At 61.2% G+C, this 17,680-nt stretch carries 12 protein-coding genes; 7 read left to right on the top strand and 5 right to left on the bottom strand.

Features of this window, described 5'->3' with window-relative positions:
- Positions 1-10 precede the first annotated feature (10 nt).
- Positions 11-946 (bottom strand): arginase, encoded by a 936-nt coding sequence (rocF, locus tag AC1DJO_RS10995; RefSeq protein WP_310296231.1) that lies wholly within the window; start codon positions 944-946, stop codon positions 11-13.
- A gap of 129 nt (positions 947-1,075) precedes the next feature.
- Between rocF and AC1DJO_RS10990 the strand changes: the two genes are divergently transcribed.
- Positions 1,076-1,504, top strand: a complete 429-nt coding sequence (locus tag AC1DJO_RS10990) for an Lrp/AsnC family transcriptional regulator (RefSeq protein ID WP_112385740.1) — start codon at positions 1,076-1,078, stop codon at positions 1,502-1,504.
- A gap of 10 nt (positions 1,505-1,514) precedes the next feature.
- Here the strand turns inward: AC1DJO_RS10990 and AC1DJO_RS10985 are convergent, their stop codons facing one another.
- The 3 genes from AC1DJO_RS10985 to AC1DJO_RS10975 all read right to left on the bottom strand — a co-directional run bounded on the left by AC1DJO_RS10985 (position 1,515) and on the right by AC1DJO_RS10975 (position 9,721).
- Positions 1,515-7,298: a translocation/assembly module TamB domain-containing protein gene (locus tag AC1DJO_RS10985; protein WP_477970449.1), complete on the bottom strand. Its 5,784-nt coding sequence runs from the start codon at positions 7,296-7,298 to the stop codon at positions 1,515-1,517.
- Between the two features lie 63 nt (positions 7,299-7,361).
- Positions 7,362-9,284, bottom strand: coding sequence for an autotransporter assembly complex protein TamA (locus AC1DJO_RS10980; RefSeq protein WP_477970447.1), 1,923 nt, complete (start codon positions 9,282-9,284; stop codon positions 7,362-7,364).
- 170 nt (positions 9,285-9,454) lie between these two features.
- Positions 9,455-9,721, bottom strand: coding sequence for a YMGG-like glycine zipper-containing protein (locus tag AC1DJO_RS10975; protein ID WP_112385738.1), 267 nt, complete (start codon positions 9,719-9,721; stop codon positions 9,455-9,457).
- 281 nt (positions 9,722-10,002) lie between these two features.
- Between AC1DJO_RS10975 and AC1DJO_RS10970 the strand changes: the two genes are divergently transcribed.
- The 4 genes from AC1DJO_RS10970 (at position 10,003) to hemA (ending at position 15,129) form a co-directional block, all read left to right on the top strand.
- Complete coding sequence (locus AC1DJO_RS10970) at positions 10,003-10,494, top strand: (2Fe-2S)-binding protein (protein ID WP_112539064.1); 492 nt, start codon at positions 10,003-10,005, stop codon at positions 10,492-10,494.
- Positions 10,495-10,576: 82 nt separating this feature from the next.
- Positions 10,577-12,922 (top strand): xanthine dehydrogenase family protein molybdopterin-binding subunit, encoded by a 2,346-nt coding sequence (locus tag AC1DJO_RS10965; RefSeq protein ID WP_477970445.1) that lies wholly within the window; start codon positions 10,577-10,579, stop codon positions 12,920-12,922.
- 12 nt (positions 12,923-12,934) lie between these two features.
- Positions 12,935-13,732 (top strand): FAD binding domain-containing protein, encoded by a 798-nt coding sequence (locus AC1DJO_RS10960; RefSeq protein WP_477970443.1) that lies wholly within the window; start codon positions 12,935-12,937, stop codon positions 13,730-13,732.
- 182 nt (positions 13,733-13,914) lie between these two features.
- Positions 13,915-15,129 (top strand): 5-aminolevulinate synthase, encoded by a 1,215-nt coding sequence (gene hemA, locus AC1DJO_RS10955; RefSeq protein WP_112444569.1) that lies wholly within the window; start codon positions 13,915-13,917, stop codon positions 15,127-15,129.
- 33 nt (positions 15,130-15,162) lie between these two features.
- Here the strand turns inward: hemA and dxr are convergent, their stop codons facing one another.
- The gene (dxr, locus tag AC1DJO_RS10950) at positions 15,163-16,356 is read right to left on the bottom strand and encodes a 1-deoxy-D-xylulose-5-phosphate reductoisomerase (RefSeq protein ID WP_477970441.1); all 1,194 of its coding nucleotides are present in this window, start codon (positions 16,354-16,356) and stop codon (positions 15,163-15,165) included.
- A 314-nt stretch (positions 16,357-16,670) separates the two neighbouring features.
- Here dxr and AC1DJO_RS10945 point away from each other — a divergent pair, with 314 nt between their 5' ends.
- Together AC1DJO_RS10945 and AC1DJO_RS10940 are read left to right on the top strand one after the other, a co-directional pair.
- The gene (locus tag AC1DJO_RS10945) at positions 16,671-17,318 is read left to right on the top strand and encodes a hypothetical protein (RefSeq protein ID WP_477970439.1); all 648 of its coding nucleotides are present in this window, start codon (positions 16,671-16,673) and stop codon (positions 17,316-17,318) included.
- Between the two features lie 58 nt (positions 17,319-17,376).
- Positions 17,377-17,643, top strand: a complete 267-nt coding sequence (locus AC1DJO_RS10940; protein WP_477970437.1) for a BON domain-containing protein — start codon at positions 17,377-17,379, stop codon at positions 17,641-17,643.
- The last annotated feature ends 37 nt before the right edge of the window (positions 17,644-17,680 follow it).

The raw sequence follows: 17,680 nt of genomic DNA, 5'->3' as shown, positions 1-17,680 counted from the left end.
TTCCCTCGGATTAGGCGGCGCGGGTCGGACGATCGAAGATACGGCGGCCGAAAAGGCTGGCGGTCAGTTCGACAAGAACGCGGGCGCTCTTGCCGCGATCGTCCAGAAACGGATTGAGTTCGACGAGATCGAGCGACGATACGAGGCCGCTGTCGCAGAGCATCTCCATGACGAGGTGCGCTTCGCGGAATGTCGCTCCGCCCGGCACAGTCGTTCCGACGCCCGGGGCAATATCGGGATCGAGGAAATCGACGTCAAGGCTGACATGCAGGAGGCCGTTGGCTTCTTCCACCGCAGCAAGGATCTGTCGCATGATCGGCGCGATACCCTGTTCGTCGATCGAGCGCATGTCGAAGACGTTGACGCCGTGCTTCTTGATCAGCTCGCGTTCGGGCGCATCGACCGAGCGGATGCCGACCTGAAAGACGTTGCGCGGATCGACCAGCGGCCGGGCCTTCGGAAGAACTTCGGCGAGGTCAGCCTGACCGGTGAAGAACGCGACCGGCATGCCGTGAATATTGCCGGAGGGCGAGGTTTCCGGCGAGTTGAAATCCGAGTGGGCGTCAAGCCAGATGACAAACAGCGGGCGGCCCTGTTCGGCGGCATAGCGTGCCATGCCGGAGACGCTACCCATCGACAGGGCGTGATCGCCGCCAAGGATCAGCGGAAGGCGGCCGGCAGCGGCCGCTTCATAGGTGCTCGCTTCCAGCGCCCGGGTGAACGCGCCGATGATCCGCAGATTGTGGGCCTTCGGATGATTGGGCAGGTCTCGAGCCGGCACGATCTGCAGGTCGCCGTCGTCCTTGACGTCATGACCAAGCTCGATGAGCGTCTGGTCGATCCCTGCGATGCGAAGTGCTGCCGGGCCCATAGCGGCGCCCCTGCGGCCGGAGCCTTCTTCCAACGGAACGCCAATGAGGGTGACTGCGCGCGATTGAACGTCCATTCCAAGCTCCGGATTTCGAGTTTCGAGCTGCATATTCGGCTATCGCCGCGGCGACAAAAAGATGGAAAATTGCCAAAATAAAATCCACATTGTACAAATTGCTCACACCATTCGAGCAAAGTGAAAATCATGGACGACCTCGATCAGGAACTGCTCAGTGCTCTCAGACACAATGCAAGAACGCCGGTATCGTCACTGGCGGCGATGACGGGCGCCTCGCGGGCGACTGTCGCCGCGCGGATTGACCGGCTTGTTGCCAATGGCACGATCGCAGCCTTCACCATCCGGACGGGGCATGAAGTGCGCTCGGCGGGCGTCCGGGCCATCATTCTCATCGAGGTTCTCGGCAAACTGGCCGACAAGGTGGCCGACCAGCTGCGCGGGTTGCCTCAGGTGCGTGCCTTGCACAGCACCAATGGCAAATGGGATTTCATCGCCGAACTCGAAGACCGGGATCTCGTGTCCTTCGACGAGACGCTCCGGCGCATCCGTCTGGTCGACGGCATCAACGTGACGGAAACCAACATCCTGCTGAAAACCAGCAAGACCATCTTCTAGGGCGCGAGCGTCAATACTCGTGCTCGTAAACGACGCCCGCTTCACCCGAGCCATTTCCGCCCGCAGCACCGCGAAGCTTCACACCGCGGCCGACATCGAGATTGATGATCGCCTTGGCACCGGCCGCACCGCCTTGCTGCAGTTCGAAATAGGTGCGCTCGTTGAGATAGCGGCCGACGCTGACGCTGGTCTGGCCTTTTTCGTCGGTGCTGATGTCGAGATCATCGACGCCAAGCTGGTTGCGCAGGCCCTCGAAGAGCGAGGTCGACCGGCCACCGGCGAGCTGGCTGACTGCATCGGCAAGCTGAGCGATCTGCACCGGCGAAAGCTTTGACATCGACTGTCCGAAGATCAACTGCGCCAGGACTTCATCCTGCGGCAGAGCCGGTGACGACGAGAAGGTGATGGCCGGGTCGGTCGCCAGGCCACCGACATCGACCGTCAGCGTCGTCGTGCCCGAGGTCGAGCTTGCCTCCATATCCAGAGCAGGGGTCAGGTTGCCTGCGAACGTGATGCGGCTCTTGTCGGTGAAGTTCATGCGGCGGTTCAGAATCGTCAGGCGGCCACGCCGCATGGTGAAGCCGCCGGAGACGATCGGAGCTGCTGCCGTCCCCTTGATGGTCAGACTGCCGCCAAGCTCGGAATCGATACCGCGGCCACGAACGAAGATCTGCGACGGCGCATTGAGCTGAAGATCGAGCGTGATCGTCGAAGACTTTTCGCCGGGCTTCGCCGGGCTTTCGTCGCGCAGTTGCTTGAGCACCGCGGCGGGCGCGTGGATGTGCCTGATGTCGATTTCGCGCAGCGAGGTCGGCAGCTTTTCCGGCACCGTGACGGAGGCTTTTTCCAGATCGAGGCGTCCGCTCAAGGTCGGGTTGGACAGCAGCGGACCACGCAGGCCGACGGTGCCATCGACTGTCGCGACGACGAGTGTGCCGTCGACATAGACGGCCTTGTCCAGCTTGACGTCGATATTCACTGGATAGCCGCCATTCGGCTGGATGCCGATCGTTCCGGTAGCCGAGATCGCTCCGCCGCTCGCCAGATTGGCGCTGAAGCGCGAGATCGTCGCCTGCTGGCCGTTCATGGTGATGCTGGCCGTCAGGTTATTGAGAGCCAGGTTGCGGCGAACGTCGATCAGCTTGGCGCCGCTGGTGTTGACGCTGCCGTTGATAACTGGACCGCCGGCATTTCCGGTAATGCGAAGATCGATATCCGCCGCGCCTTCGGCAACGAAGCCTTGCTGGGCGAGCTGCGCGCCGAGAATGGCGAAGGGCAGGTTTCCGCGGAACTGCAGGTTCAGCGCTTTCTGCCCGGTGATACCGACACTGCCGCCGCCCTTCATCGACAGGCCGCCGTCGCCGGAAAGGCCGGTATCGATGGTCAGCGTGTTGCTGGCGAGCTTTCCATTGGCGGTGATGCCGAGTGGCGCAAGGCCAGCGCTCTTTGTCTGACTGGTCTGCGCATTCTTCCAGTTGAGCTTGAAATCGACATCGGGGATCGGAAGCTTGCCCGCGGCATTGGCGCTGCCCGAAATTGCCCCTTCGGCATCAAGATTGGGAACGAAGGCGTTGGCGATGCCGGCCGGCAGATTGTTGATGTCAGCGTCGGCGCGCAGCGAATTCGCCTGAGGGCCGGCAACCTCGAAGCTGCCCTTCGCCTTGACCGACAGGGAACCGCTGCCGTTGGCGTTGACGTTGAAATTCAGCGTATTACCAGAAAGTCGGCCATCGGCCGTGACGCCGAGACCGGTAACATTGGCCGCCTTTGTGTGACTGGTCGCGGCGTTCTTCCAAGCAAATTTGAAATCGGCCGCCGGATTGGGGAGCTTTCCGTAAGCTCTGGCGGTTCCGGAAATCAGTCCTTCGGCGCCAAGGCCCGGCACGAAGGGGTTTGCAAGGCCGGCTGGCACGTTGGTGATGTCGGCATCGACCGAAAGCGCGTTGGCATCGGGGCCGGAAACGGCGAAGTTGCCGGTTGCCTTCAGCGACAGGCTGTTCTTGCCGCTTGCCGCCGCGTCGAAATTGATGCGGTCGTCAGCGAACTTGCCCTTGGCGGTGACGTCGAAGCTGGCGAGCTTGGCTTTCTTCGTCTGATCCGTCGCGGCATCCGTCCATGTAAGGTCGAAGTCGGCATTCGGTCTCGGCAACTTGCCGGAGGCCTTGGCCGTTCCGGATATCAGACCCTCGGCGCCAAGGCCGGGAACGAAGGGATTTGCCAGCCCGGCCGGTACATTGCCGATCGTGGCATCCACGGAGAGGCTGTTTGCATCGGGACCGGCAACGGTGAAGCTGCCCGCTGCCTTCAGCGATAGACTGTTCTTACCGCTCGCTGCGGTATCGAAATCGAGCTTGCTGTCGGCAAACTTGCCCTTGGCGGAAACGTCGAAACTCGCAAGCCCCGCCTTCCTGGTTTGGCCCGTTGCGGCATCGGTCCAGGTCAGGTCGAATTCGGCGCTAGGGCGTGGCAGCCTGCCGGAAGCCTTGCCTGTCCCTGAAATCAGTCCTTCGGCGCCAAGGCCCGGAACGAAGGCATTTGCCAGCGAAGCCGGGGCGTTGCTCATATCGGCATCGACTGTCAACGTATTCGCTTCGAGCCCTGAAACGACGAAGTTGCCCTTGGCTTTCAGCGCCAGGTTCTTTGCGCCGGTGGCGTCGACGTCGAAGGCGAGCTTGTTGTCGGCAAAGGTGCCGGTTGCGCCGATAGCCAGTTTGGCAAGGCCGGCCTTCACAGTCTGGCTGGTTGCGGCGTCTTTCCATGACAGATCGAATTGCGCAGCGGGGTTGGGGAGCGTGCCGGAGGCTTTGGCGGTGCCGGATATGACGCCGGCGGCACCGAGATCGGGAACGAAGGCGTTGGCGAGCCCTGCTGGCACGTTGGCGATTTCGGCATCGACCGACAGGGCCTGGGCATTGGCACCGGCGACCATGTAGTTGCCGGAAGCCCCGAGGGACAGCCCTTTGTCGCCATCTGCGGTGGTTTCGAAATCCAGTCTGTTGTCAGCGAGCTTGCCGCCTGCGGCGATCGCGAAACCGGAGAGGCCGGCGGCCTTGGTCTGGCTTGTCGAAGCGTCCTTCCAGTCGAGCTTGAAGTTCGCGATGGGGGCCGCCGGGGTGCCGGTTACCGTGACCGTGCCGGAAATGCTGCCTGCTGCCTCCAGCTTCGGGACGAAGGTGTTGGCGAGGCTGGCAGGCAGGTCTTTGATCGTCGCATCGATATCGAGTGTTTCTCCGGCCGAGCCCGAAACGCTGACCGAACCCTCACCGGTGCGGATCGTCAGGCCATCCAGCTTTGCTGCTCCACCTGCGATCGTTACGGCGGTCGGCGCAGAAAGCTCGACGGCAATGTTGCGCGGCTTTGCCGACAGCCGGTCGAGCTCGACCTTCATGCTGCCGTCGTTGGTCTCGACGGCACCGGCGGCGACCAGCGGATTGGCGTCGTAGACGGAGGTCAGATCGAAATTGGTGCGGTTCTGCTGCTGCGTGAAATTGACCGCCAGGCCGCTGATGGTGTTAGCGCCCGAAGAAATCTCGTCGGCTTTGATGATCCCGTTCGCCGCGAAGGCCTTCAGATCGCTGACGGTGATATCGATGTCCGGCTTCACCAGCGACAGGCCGTCGCGCCTGACGCCGCTGCCGCTGGCCTTCGCCTTGATGGAGATTTTGCCACCGTCATTGGCGATGTCGAAGGCCCCCTTCAGATCGCCCTCGGCACGTTGTCCTGCCAAGGCTGCCAGCAGGCCGACATCCGGAAAATCGAAATTCAGCTTGCCGCTCGGCAGGAAGGATGGCGTCAGCTCGATATTGCCGGTTAGCTTGTTGCTGCCGGCATCGATGGAGATCGACGGGATGCGGGTCGTGCCGTCTTTCGACTGGACGTTGGCATTGATCGCCAGCGGCTGGCCGTCGATCGCACCTTTGGCGCTGACCGTCGCCTGCGGCGCATCGGGATCGGCGGTTCCGGAGAGAGCGACGTCTAGACCCGAGAGCGTACGGCCCGCGGTCTGAAGCGCCGCAGATTTCAGGTTCGCCTTGATGGCGAGCGCGGTGAGCGGGCCACTGATATTGGCCGTGTAGGCCAGTTCGCCGCCGGTATCCTGAACGAGCTTGCCGATATCGGGAAGCCGCCCGCTGAGATCGGCCGCTAGCGTGTCGCCGTCGAGTGTGACGTTGCCAGCGGTTTCCAGGCTGCCCGATTTCACCACGAGGTTCGACAGATTGATCTTCGAAGGGATCGTGCCTGCAACCTGTGTCTCGATCGAAATCGGCGTGTCGAAACGCGGTGCGATCGCCACCGGGAGGGCCGCCGGTTCGATCGTCAGCTTGGCATTGCCTGTGAGCGCCTGGCTCTCGAGTCTGTAGGTGCCGTTAACGCTGCCGCTGGCATTGGCGCTTTCGAATGTCGTGCCGTTGAAGCCAATGCTATCGGGCGCGATCTGAAGCGGGGCTGCCAGCGTGACCGGTCCCTGAACCGCCCGGTTGATGTCGGGATTGATGAAAGCCGTATCGCCGGCCACAAGACGGATCTGCACGCCGCCGCTTTTCTTGGCGATGTTGAAGGCATCGCTCTTGGCCGTCAGCTTGACGTTGCTTGCCGTGGCCTGAGGAACGGTGATCGCGTCCAGCGATGCGCTGGCGTTCAGCCGGGCAGCCTTGGCGTCGCCGGTCAGAGCGACATTGAGACCGCTGACGAGCAGGCGCGCTTCACCCTTTTCAAGCGGCCAGCGGAAATCGACCGGGCCGGATGTGCCGAGAACATTGGCATTCAGGCTGTTGTTGCCTGCCGGATCGAGCGTTCCGGAGGCGGCTATGACAACGCTTCCGGTGGCGATGTTGCCGGTCTGGATGTCGATCTTGCCCTTGTTGTCGAAGGTGGCCGCGAGGTCGATATTCGTCTGCCCTGCAAAGAGCGGGCGGAAGGGTGGGGGCAGGAGCGAGCTCAGATCGCCGCCGCCTTTCAGGTTGATCTGGTGAAGACCCTCCGGCGTCAGCACATGCTGGCCTTCGATCGAAGCGCGGGGCTGTCCATCGAGGGCCGCCAGCAGCTTGGCCTTCCAGTTCGAAATCGGCCCGTCGCCGTCGATCGACAGATTGACGGATGGATCGCCCGGCAGCGACAGCAACGTCGCCATCACGCCGCCCTTCGGTTCGGCAAGCTGAGCCTTGAGGCGAAGGTGGTTTTCCTCGGGCATGAAGGCAACGTCGGCGTTCAGCTTGGCGTCCGGCACCGACTGGCGATTGACGTTGAGAACCGCGTGGCCGCCGCTCTGATCGGCCTGCAGATTGCCGCCCGCGACCAGCGTGAAGGCGCGGCCCACAAGCTGCTCACTGAGATTGATCTGCGGCAGCGCGATGTTGTCGATATCGATCTTGATGGGCAGCTTGAAGCCGGCTTCTTCGCCGGTATCCGGCGGCGACGGCAATGTGCGCACCGGCTTGCGGACGACGGTGATCGACTGGATGCCGATCTGCTTGGCGTGGAACGTGCCGGTCAGCAGCGCCAAGGGATTCCAGTTGATAGAGATTCCTCTCGCTTCGGCGAAAACACCACGGGTGTCCGATATCGTGATCTGTGCAGCATCGAGGCCGCCTGTCAGCAGGCTGCCAGGCTCGCGGATCGAGACGTTCATGTCCCGGTTGGAGATGATCTCCGCGACTTTTTCGGTCACGATGCGTGAGCCGAAGGAGGTGAAGCCGAAAATGACGATCGCAATCGCGGCAACGACAAGCACGAGGCCAAGGCCATAGCCCAGCAGCCTTACAATCCAGTTCATGAGTTTCGTCAGTGCTTGCATGAAGGCGGACACTATCCCGTTCGCATGGCGGTGCAACGGGTTCATCCGCTGCGTTTTCCGCCGTTAGAATGATTGGCCTATGCCGGCGTAGATTCCATAGGCCGTGCCATTTTCGTACTTGTTCAGCGGTACGGCAAAATCAAGCCGCAGTGGACCGAAAGGCGTGGCGTAGCGAATACCGACGCCAGCGCCGGCGCGGAAATCGCCGAAATCGGGGAAGGTGTCTGCCGAGACCGTGCCGACGTCGATGAAGGGGACGATGCCGATCGTATCGGTGATCCTGACGCGTGCCTCCAGCGATGCGGTTACATAAGACTTGCCGCCGGTCGCCTCGTTGTCTGCGTCGTAGGGCGAGATTTCCTGATAGCCATAGCCACGCACCGAGCCACCGCCGCCGGCAAAGAAGCGGCGGGTGGCGGGAATGTCCTGCAGCTCGCCGCCGACCAGGAAACCTGCAGCCACCTTGCCGGCAAATACCACGTTGTCCTCCTGGCCGATCGCCTGATAGCCCGAGATCGAGCCCTCGAAGGAGGAGAAGATGGTGCCGTTGAAGGCTTCGTAGCTCGGCGTTGCCGCGAGTGTCGCGCGGTAGCCTTCCGTCGGATTGAACTTGTTGTCGCGGGCGTCGCGCTCGTAGGTGAGTGGCAGAGCGAAGGTCAGATACTCGTTGTTGCCAAAGGCGTCGTCGTCTTTTTCGTAGCTGATCTCGGCTGCGGCCGAGACGGTATCCTGATCGCTTAGTTCGTAGGAGTAACCGAGTGAGCCGGTGATCAGAGAGGCATTGTAGGCATCCGGATTTTCCGTCTTGGCAAGGATTGATGCCTTGAGCGTTCCTGCCGGGAAGAAGGCGCCAGGCTTGGTGAAGGAAATGCCGGTCGAATAGTCGAGATTGCTGATGTCGTTCTCGCCGAGCCGGCCGACTGTTCCTTCGATACGAAGCGATTCCGCCTCACCGAAAAGATTGCGATGGCCCCAGTAGCCCTGCAGGCCGAAGCCGTCGATCGTCGAATAGTTGGCGCCGAAGCCGAAGTAGCGCTGCTTGCCTTCCGACACCTCGATGGTCATTGGTAGTGTACCATCCGCAGCAAGCTCATTGGCTTCGTGAATGGTGACGCTCGAGAAGACGCCGAGTGCACGCAGACGGTCTCCGGCCTTCTTCAAAGCCTCTGGCGAATAGGCTTCGCCGCGGTTGAGCCGCGAATAGCGCTGGATGAAATCGGGTTTGACGGTCTTTTCACCGGTGACGCCAACGGTACCGACAGGGGCAACGGGGCCGCCATCCGTGGTGATGACGATATCGACGGTGCTTGTGCGATGATCGGCAACGACCTCGCGCTTCGTCAGCTTGGCAAGCGGCCGTCCTTCGCTCTTCAGCTGCTCGACGATCTTGTCGCCGGCCTTGATGATGACGAGGGAGCTCGCCTCTTCGCCGGGCGCCAGATCGTAATCTGCGGGATTGCGCATCGCTGCATCGCCGCCGAACTGGACGTCGCGTACGTGGAACACCGGCCCCGGATCGACATTGACGTTGACGGCGACCGGCTTCGATCGGTCGAAGACCGGATTGGGCGGCAGGCTGTCGATGTTCTTGCCATCGACGGTGATGGTCACCACGCCGCCATAACGGGCCTTTTCATACAGGGTGGCGATCAGCCGTTCGCGGTCGTCGCGCGCCTTGACGACCACGCCGAGATCGCCGGAGACGGGCTTGTCCTTGTCGCCGACCAGCCGCGAGCTGTTTTGCAGGGCCTCCGTGAGATCAGGATCGGCCGTGCCCGACGTCAGATCGACGTCGTAGCGCACCGGATCAGGAACCTGTTCCGCTTCGCTGTCGTCCTTGCCGAATATCGTTATGCCAAACAGCTTAAAGGCGTATGCCTCATCGACCAATGCAGGCGAAAACGCGGCCGTTGCCGCGATCACCATCATGGTGCCTGTCCGCCGATACGCGAAACCCGCTTTCGGTGTCGTCCCTCTGATCTGCATCCGCCGCTTTTAGTTACATGGAAAATGAAGCTTCGCGTTGCCCAGCCGCGGGCACCTTAGCGGCAAAAATGCGAAACGTGTACCAATTTAAGTTGTTGGCGGGCTAATTTAGTACAGAAAATGAAAAATCCCGGCGCTGGCCGGGATTTTTTAGTCGGTGAATTTAACGCTTAGTAGCCGCCGCGCGGGCAGTCGTCGATGTAGCGATTGCCGTTTCGATCACGATAATAGCACTGCCCGGGCTGCTCTGCGACACGGCCGATCAGTGCGCCGGCAACGCCGCCGATCGCTGCGCCAACTGCGGCACCGCGGACATTGCCTGTAGCAACACCACCGATCACAGCGCCGGAAGCGGCGCCGATGCCGGCACCCTGCTGTGTCGGCGTGCAACTCGCGATCGAGAGGCCGACGAGTACGAATGCGATAATCTTCTTCATTTCCATCTCCAAAAGGTTCGCTGCCCCCTGGCAGCAGCCGTCCCTCACGTGTTTTTGTTTTTGTCACGTAGGCTGCAAACTATGTCGTAAACAAAGCGTGTCCAGCAATCTCCGCAAAGTTTGCGGTCACGCTTCGTTTCATAACGTTTCAGGAGAGCCCTGTTCTATCGGACTTCGGCAGTGAAGCAAAATTGATACAACTCCCTAAAGTAGCGGTTGATCCTAAAGGGAAAAGGTCAAATGATGCCGCTTGTGCCTGGAGGAGGCACGAGGAGGACATCATGGCGAAAGTCAAACTGACGGTGAATGGCCGCGCGGTGAGCGGCGACTGTGAAGAAAGAACGCTTCTCGTCCATTTCATTCGCGAAAAGCTGGGGCTGACAGGCACCCATGTCGGCTGCGATACAACGCAATGCGGTGCCTGCGTCGTCCACATGGACGGCAAGTCGGTGAAGAGCTGCACGATCCTGGCCGTCCAGGCCTCCGGCTCTTCGGTGACGACCATCGAGGGGCTTGCCGCAAATGGCGAGCTGCATCCCGTTCAGGCGGCTTTCAAGGAACATCACGGCCTTCAATGCGGCTTCTGTACGCCCGGCATGGTGATGGCCTCGGTCGATATGATCAACCGCCACGGCGGCCATCTCGACGAGGAAACCGTCCGCCACGAGCTAGAAGGCAATATCTGTCGTTGCACCGGCTATCACAACATCGTCAAGGCCGTGCTCTCCGCCAATGCCGAAATGCATGGCGGCGCCAAGCAGGCTGCCGAATAGCATCCCCTGAATTCGTCTGGCAGCTGCCGAACACAATTCTCTTTGGCGGAATGCCAGGCCCGAAACCCCGTTGGAGGACATCATGGGTGTTGAAGGAATTGGTGCACGCGTCGCACGCAAGGAAGACAAGCGGTTTCTGACAGGTAAGGGCCGCTACACGGACGACATGGTCGTTCCGGGCATGAAATATGGCTACTTCATCCGCAGCCCGCATGCTCATGCAAAGATCGCCAATATCGACGTCTCGGCCGCGAAGGCGATGCCCGGCGTCATCGACGTGCTCGATGGTAAGCAGCTGCTGGCCGATGGCATCGGCAATCTGATCTGCGGCTGGATGATCCATTCGCGCGACGGCTCGCCGATGAAGATGGGTGCGTGGCGGCCGCTGGCGGTCGATACCGTCCGCTATGTCGGTGATGCCGTAGCGATCGTGGTTGCCGATTCGCTCGGCGAAGCGCGGGATGCGGCCGAAGCCGTCAGCATCGACTACGAGGAGCTTCCTGTCGTCACTGAAGCCGTCGACGCCTTGAAGCCGGGCGCGCCGCAAATCCATCCCGAATCCTCGGACAACCTGATCTTCGATTGGGTGATCGGCGATGAAGGCGCAACCGATCAGGCAATTGCGGCGGCAGCGCATGTCACCGAGATCGAATTGACCAACAACCGTCTGTCGCCCAATCCGATGGAGCCGCGGGCAGCGCTCGGCATCTATGATTCTGCCGAAGACCACTACACCTGCTACACGACGAGCCAGAACCCGCATGTCGCCCGTCTGGTGATGAGCGCCTTCTATAATGTGGCGCCGGAGAACAAGCTCAGGGTTATCGCGCCCGATGTCGGCGGTGGTTTCGGATCGAAAATCTATATCTATCCGGAAGAGATCGTCTGTCTCTGGGCCTCGAAGAAAACCGGCGTTCCGGTGAAGTGGAACTCGGACCGCACCGAGGCCTTCTTGACCGACGCTCATGGCCGCGACCACGTCTCCAAGGTGAAGATGGCCTTCGATAAGGATCATCGCATTATCGGTCTGAAGGTCGATACGATCGCCAATCTCGGCGCCTACATGTCGCTCTTCTCTTCGGCGGTGCCGACCTATCTCTATGCGACGCTGCTGTCAGGGCAGTATGCGATCCCCGCGATCCACGCCAATGTCCGCACCGTCTATACCAATACGGCGCCCGTCGATGCCTATCGCGGGGCCGGGCGGCCGGAGGCGACCTATCTGCTGGAGCGGACGATGGAAACCGCGGCACGCGAACTCGGTATTTCGCCGACCGAGCTTAGGCGGAAGAACTTCATCCGCTCCTTCCCGCATCAGACGCCTGTGATCATGATGTATGATGCGGGCGATTACGATGCCTCCCTAGACGCGGCGATGCAGGCTGCCGACTGGAGTGGCTTCGAAGGCCGTCGTGCGGAGGCCGCAAACCGCGGCATGAAGCGCGGGATCGGCATGAGTTGCTATATCGAAGCCTGCGGGATTGCGCCGTCTCAGGCGGTCGGTTCTCTCGGCGCTGGTGTTGGGCTGTGGGAATCGGCAGAGGTGCGCGTCAACGCCGTTGGCACGATCGAAGTGCTGACCGGCTCGCACAGCCATGGCCAGGGACACGAGACGACCTTTGCTCAGCTGGTGGCGGACCGTCTCGGTGTTCCTATCGACAGCGTATCCATCGTTCATGGCGATACCGACAAGGTGCAGATGGGTATGGGTACCTACGGCTCGCGCTCGGGTGCCGTCGGCATGTCGGCTGTCGTCAAGGCGCTCGACAAGGTCGAGGCCAAGGCGAAGAAGATTGCCGCACATCTGATGGAGGCCGACGAGAGCGACATCGTCATCGAAAACGGCGAGCTGAAGGTGGCCGGTACCGACAAGGTGCTGCCATGGTTCCAGGTGGCGCTCGCTTCCTACACCGCCCACAATCTGCCGGCGGGCATGGAGCCGGGGCTGAAGGAGACGGCTTTCTACGATCCGTCCAACTTCACCTTCCCGGCCGGATGCTACATCTGCGAAGTCGAGGTCGATCCGGAAACTGGTCACACCAAGATCGTGCAGTTCGTCGCTGCCGATGACTTCGGCAATATCATCAACCCGATGATCGTCGAGGGACAGGTGCATGGCGGCATTGCGCAGGGTATCGGCCAGGCGCTGCTGGAAGGCGTCTATTATGACGAGAACGGGCAGCTGCTGACGGCGAGTTACATGGATTATGCAATGCCGCGCGCCGATGACCTGCCGTCCTTCAAGTTGTCGCATCAGAACACGCCCTGCCCGAGCAACCCGCTCGGCATCAAGGGTTGCGGCGAGGCGGGGGCGATCGGGTCTCCGCCGGCACTGATGAATGCGATCACCGATGCCATCGGCAACAACATGCTGACCATGCCTGCCACACCGCAGAAGGTGTGGATGGCGGCACGTGCGACCAATTGAGGAGGAACGGCCATGTACGAATTGAACTATCACCGCGCCTCTTCGGTCGATGAGGCGGTCAAGCTGATCTCCGGCAAGCCGGAGGGCAAGTTCGTTTCCGGCGGTATGACGCTGATTGCCACCATGAAGCAGCGGCTGGCCGCGCCGAGCGACCTTGTCGATCTCCGGCATATCGATTCGATGAAGGGCATCAAGGTCGACGGCCGAAAGATCACCATCGGCGGCGCGACGACTCATGCGGAAGTTGCTTCATCTGCGGCGATTCGCAGTGTGCTTCCTGCCTTCTGCGAACTGGCGGGGCTGATCGGCGATCCGCATGTCCGGCATATGGGCACGATCGGCGGCTCGATCGCCAACAACGACCCGGCTGCCGACTATCCGGCGGCAATGCTGGCGCTCAACGCGACGATCGTGACAAGCAGGCGCCAGCTACCAGCGGATCAGTTCTTTACCGGGCTGTTCGAAACGGCGCTTGAGGACGGCGAGATCGTCACCGGTGTCAGCTTCGATGCCCCCGAGAAGGCCGGCTATGCCAAGTTCCGCAATCCGGCCTCGCGTTATGCGATCACGAGCGTGCTGGTGACCAGGTCAGGCGGCACTGTCCGGGTAGGCATCGCCGGGGCGGGCAGCAACGGTGCGTTCCGGCATGGCGGCTTGGAAGCGGCTCTCAGCGCCAACTGGTCGCCCGATGCCGCGATGGGCGTTCAGGTCGATGCCAACGGCCTGCTGTCCGATCTGCATGCCAGCGCCGAATATCGCGCCAATTTGATAAAAGTCATGACGAAGCGGGCCGTTGCTGCTGTAGGCTAGTCGCAACGAGCGGCCTTCCGGAAATGTCAACCCAGCCGCTTTATCGGCTGGGTTGAAGCTTTTTCGTCTGGAATGATTCAAAAATATGCGCCTTTTGCCGCAGTTGATGGTAAAGGAGGCGCCATGGGTTGACGCGCGGCGGTGTGCTTAGCAAAACGGTCGCGTGATACTGGAGCATATGCATGGATTTCGAAGCGTTTTTCAAAAGCGAGCTTGATGGTCTTCATTCTGAAGGCCGCTATCGCGTTTTTGCCGACCTTGAGCGCCACAGCGGACAGTTTCCGCGTGCGACGCGTCACACGGCCGACGGCCCGAAAGACGTAACGGTCTGGTGCTCCAACGACTATCTCGGCATGGGCCAGAATCCCAAGGTGATCGAGGCGATGAAAGCCGCCATCGACCACTGTGGCGCGGGTGCGGGAGGCACCCGGAATATCTCTGGCACCAACCACCACCACGTTCTGCTCGAGCGCGAACTTGCCGATCTGCACGGCAAGGAAGCAGCGCTGACCTTTACGTCGGGCTATGTCTCTAACTGGGCGGCGCTTGGCACGCTCGGCGGCAAGATCCCCGGCATGATCATTTTCTCCGATGCGCTGAATCACGCCTCGATGATCGAAGGCATTCGCTATGCCAAGTGCGAGAAGGTGATCTGGAAGCATAACGACATCCATGATCTCGAAGCCAAGCTGGCGGCCGCCGATCCCAAGGCGCCGAAGCTGATCGCTTTCGAGAGCGTCTATTCGATGGATGGCGACATCGCGCCGATCAAGGAAATCTGCGACCTCGCCGACAAGTACGGCGCCATGACCTATCTGGACGAAGTTCATGCCGTCGGCATGTACGGCCCGCGCGGCGGCGGCATTGCCGAGCGCGAAGGCCTGATGGACCGGATCACCGTGATCGAGGGCACGCTTGCCAAGGCCTTCGGCGTCATGGGCGGCTACATCGCGGCCTCGACGGCGCTTTGCGACTTCATCCGCTCCTTCGCCTCGGGCTTCATCTTCACGACCTCGCTGCCGCCGGCGCTCGCCGCCGGTGCGGTCGCTTCGATCCAGCATCTGAAGGCCAGCCCCTTCGAGCGTGCCCGCCATCAGGACCGGGTGCGCAAGCTGCGCCAGCTGCTCGACCAGCAGGGCATTCCGCATATGCCGAACCCGAGCCATATCGTGCCGGTGATGGTCGGGGATGCCGCGAAGTGCAAGTGGATCTCGGATCTGCTGCTCGACAATTTCGGCGTTTATGTTCAGCCGATCAATTATCCAACGGTGCCGAAGAAGACCGAGCGCCTGCGCATCACGCCGACGCCGCAGCATTCCGATGCCGATATCGAGCATCTGGTCGGCGCGCTGCATTCGCTCTGGTCGCGCTGTGCGCTTGCAAGGCACGTCGCCTAAGGAAAACAGAAATAACGTAATAAAAATGGCCGCTTAAGCGGCCATTTCCTTTTGAGCGATGATTTCGCCGGCGCGGTGCCGTGCCTCGTTATCGGCGGCGAAGACGTCTTCCATCGTCGTGGCGGCCTCGTGGCCGGTCATCATATCCATCACGCGCTCGGCAATATCGGCCATCTCAAGGAAGCCAATCCGGCCATCGCAGAAGGCGTGGAAGGCGATCTCTTCCGCAGCATTCATGACGGCGCCCTGCAGGCCGCCGCGTTCCAGCGCTGTGCGTGCCAGCCGTAGTGCCGGGAAGCGCACTTCATCCGGCGCCTCGAAATCCAGACGCGCCAGCTTGGCAAAGTCCAGCCGCTCGACATCGAGCTTCGAGCGGTTCGGATAGGTCAGCGCATAGCCGATCGCGGTGCGCATATCCGGGCAGCCGAGCTGCGCCAGCACCGATCCATCGACATAGCCGACCATCGAATGGATGACCGACTGCGGGTGGACGATCACCTCAACCTGATCAGGACGAACGTTGAAGAGGTGCTTAGCCTCGATCATCTCCAGCGCCTTGTTGAACATCGAAGCGCTGCCGATCGAAATCTTCAGACCCATCGACCAGTTCGGATGGGCGCGGGCGATATCGGCGGTGACGCCTGCCATCTGCTCGCGCGTCCAGGTGCGGAACGGACCGCCCGAAGCGGTCAGAACGATGCGCTCGACGGCATGATGCTGGTCATCTTCCAGCGACTGGAAGATGGCGCTGTGTTCGCTATCGACGGGGATCAGCCGTCCGCCGCCTTCGGAAACGGCCTTGACGAAAAGCTCGCCTGCTGAGACCAGGCATTCCTTGTTGGCAAGCGCGATGTCGGCGCCACGCTTTGCGGCCTCCAGCGTCGGCGCCAATCCCGCGGTACCGACGATTGCCGCCATCACCAGGCCGGCATTGCGCGTGCCCGCTTCGATCAGCGCATCACGGCCCGCGGCGACTTCGATACCGCTGCCTGCAAGCGCTTCCTTGAGGGCGCCGTAGCTTGTTTCGTCGGCAGTGACGGCGAGTTCGGCGCCGCAGGCAATCGCCTGCTCGGCGAGCAGCGCTACATTGGCATTGCCGGTGATTGCGACCACCTCGAAAGCATCACGGCCACCAAGCTGCTTGACCACATCGAGCGTGTTGACGCCGATCGAGCCTGTCGAACCAAAGATGCTGAGGCGCCGCGGCGCGGTGAGGCCGGTCTTCATGCGCGTGTCTTATCCAGAGCCGTCATTTGCCTTCGGCTCTACAGGGCTTTGGGTGGTGCGGCAAGTGTGCAACGCAGCAGTTTTCTCTCGCAACGGGGTTTACAGAGCGGCGTTGGGATGTGACTCTTGTAACACCTGTGGAGGATAACGGATGCGGCGGCCTGAACGGCCAGAGCCGCATTCGGGCGCTTGGGCGCACCCGGCAAATGGCACTGCGGTGCCCTGCCACTTCAAAAATTGGGAGGAATGAACGGACGCGTTTCGCGATGCTTCCGCATGTTCCTGCGTCTCGGCGCTCGAAAAGGCCGACTTTGATGACGATGCTGAAACTGACAATTCTATGCGCCGCCTGGCTTGCCCAAACATTGCCGGCGCGGGCCGACAATCTGTTGATCTGGAATCCGGTGCAGGTATCCGATCAGGCCTACAAGGCAACGATGGGATTTCGTCTGCCGTTCGAATGGGAAACCAGCGCCGGTGCCGATCTCGGCTTGTCGGCAACCGATGGCGATGCGATCCTCAAGGGATCGGGGCAGGCGACACTCTGGGGCAAGATCAGCAAGGTGAGGGCAACCCCGGCCGGACCGACGCAGCAATCTGCCGGTGTTCGCGTCGATACGCTGCGTGGAAGCGGCGCGCTGATGCTCAGCCGCTCGAAAAGCTTCATTCTCTCTGACTCGCTTGACCTCCAGACCAGCCGCTTCGTCAATGTCGGCTTTGATCCGGTGGCCGCGCGCCAGACTTCGGTCACCGCCAGCCAGGCGATGAAGCTGATCTATCCCTGGACGGGAACAGCGCTGACCGCCAACGGCAGCGTTACCGGCCTCGGTCAGGATTTTTCGAGCTTCGTCGGCGTCAGCCAGAATATCCTGCCGAATCTCAATCTGAACGCTGCCGTCAACGATCCACTGTCCTCAAGCCGCTCGGCAAATGTGAACATCAACTACCGGGCCACCTGGTAGGATCTGAACCAACCGCTGCCTCCGGCGTTTCTCTGCCATTGCAAAAGGAGGAAGGGTCATGGTTTTCAAGGAAGCCACTTTTCACGGCAAACAGCCGGAGATCGAAGCCGAGTTTGTCAATCACGCGACGCTGGAGATTGCGGCAGCCGAGGCGTTGGCCGTGGCCGGGAGCATCGATGCGTCCGATGTTCAGGTAACGGTCGAGAATGAAGAGATCGTATTGACGGGCACTGTCGGCACAGTCGAAGAGATCGAGCGGGCGACTGCGGTGGTCAGCTCGGTCAAAGGTGTCCACGGTGTCCGCAACCAGATTCTGCTCGGTTGACGCCCTGCGTTAACCATTAACAAAAGATTAACGTTCT

This window comes from Rhizobium sp. 05N430, assembly GCF_056396985.1.
Note: the sequence above shows the minus strand (reverse complement) of the source record. Positions and strands in the feature narration are given on the sequence as shown.

What these genes read in the sequence shown, in the direction of transcription:
- AC1DJO_RS10980 (WP_477970447.1), bottom strand. Translation starts at nt 9,284, where the DNA reads ATGCAGATCAGAGGGACGACACCGAAAGCGGGTTTCGCGTATCGGCGG.
- AC1DJO_RS10965 (WP_477970445.1), top strand. Translation starts at nt 10,577, where the DNA reads ATGGGTGTTGAAGGAATTGGTGCACGCGTCGCACGCAAGGAAGACAAG.
- dxr (WP_477970441.1), bottom strand. Translation starts at nt 16,356, where the DNA reads ATGAAGACCGGCCTCACCGCGCCGCGGCGCCTCAGCATCTTTGGTTCG.
- AC1DJO_RS10960 (WP_477970443.1), top strand. Translation starts at nt 12,935, where the DNA reads ATGTACGAATTGAACTATCACCGCGCCTCTTCGGTCGATGAGGCGGTC.
- AC1DJO_RS10975 (WP_112385738.1), bottom strand. Translation starts at nt 9,721, where the DNA reads ATGAAGAAGATTATCGCATTCGTACTCGTCGGCCTCTCGATCGCGAGT.
- AC1DJO_RS10985 (WP_477970449.1), bottom strand. Translation starts at nt 7,298, where the DNA reads ATGCAAGCACTGACGAAACTCATGAACTGGATTGTAAGGCTGCTGGGC.
- AC1DJO_RS10940 (WP_477970437.1), top strand. Translation starts at nt 17,377, where the DNA reads ATGGTTTTCAAGGAAGCCACTTTTCACGGCAAACAGCCGGAGATCGAA.
- AC1DJO_RS10945 (WP_477970439.1), top strand. Translation starts at nt 16,671, where the DNA reads ATGACGATGCTGAAACTGACAATTCTATGCGCCGCCTGGCTTGCCCAA.
- AC1DJO_RS10990 (WP_112385740.1), top strand. Translation starts at nt 1,076, where the DNA reads ATGGACGACCTCGATCAGGAACTGCTCAGTGCTCTCAGACACAATGCA.
- rocF (WP_310296231.1), bottom strand. Translation starts at nt 946, where the DNA reads ATGGACGTTCAATCGCGCGCAGTCACCCTCATTGGCGTTCCGTTGGAA.
- AC1DJO_RS10970 (WP_112539064.1), top strand. Translation starts at nt 10,003, where the DNA reads ATGGCGAAAGTCAAACTGACGGTGAATGGCCGCGCGGTGAGCGGCGAC.
- hemA (WP_112444569.1), top strand. Translation starts at nt 13,915, where the DNA reads ATGGATTTCGAAGCGTTTTTCAAAAGCGAGCTTGATGGTCTTCATTCT.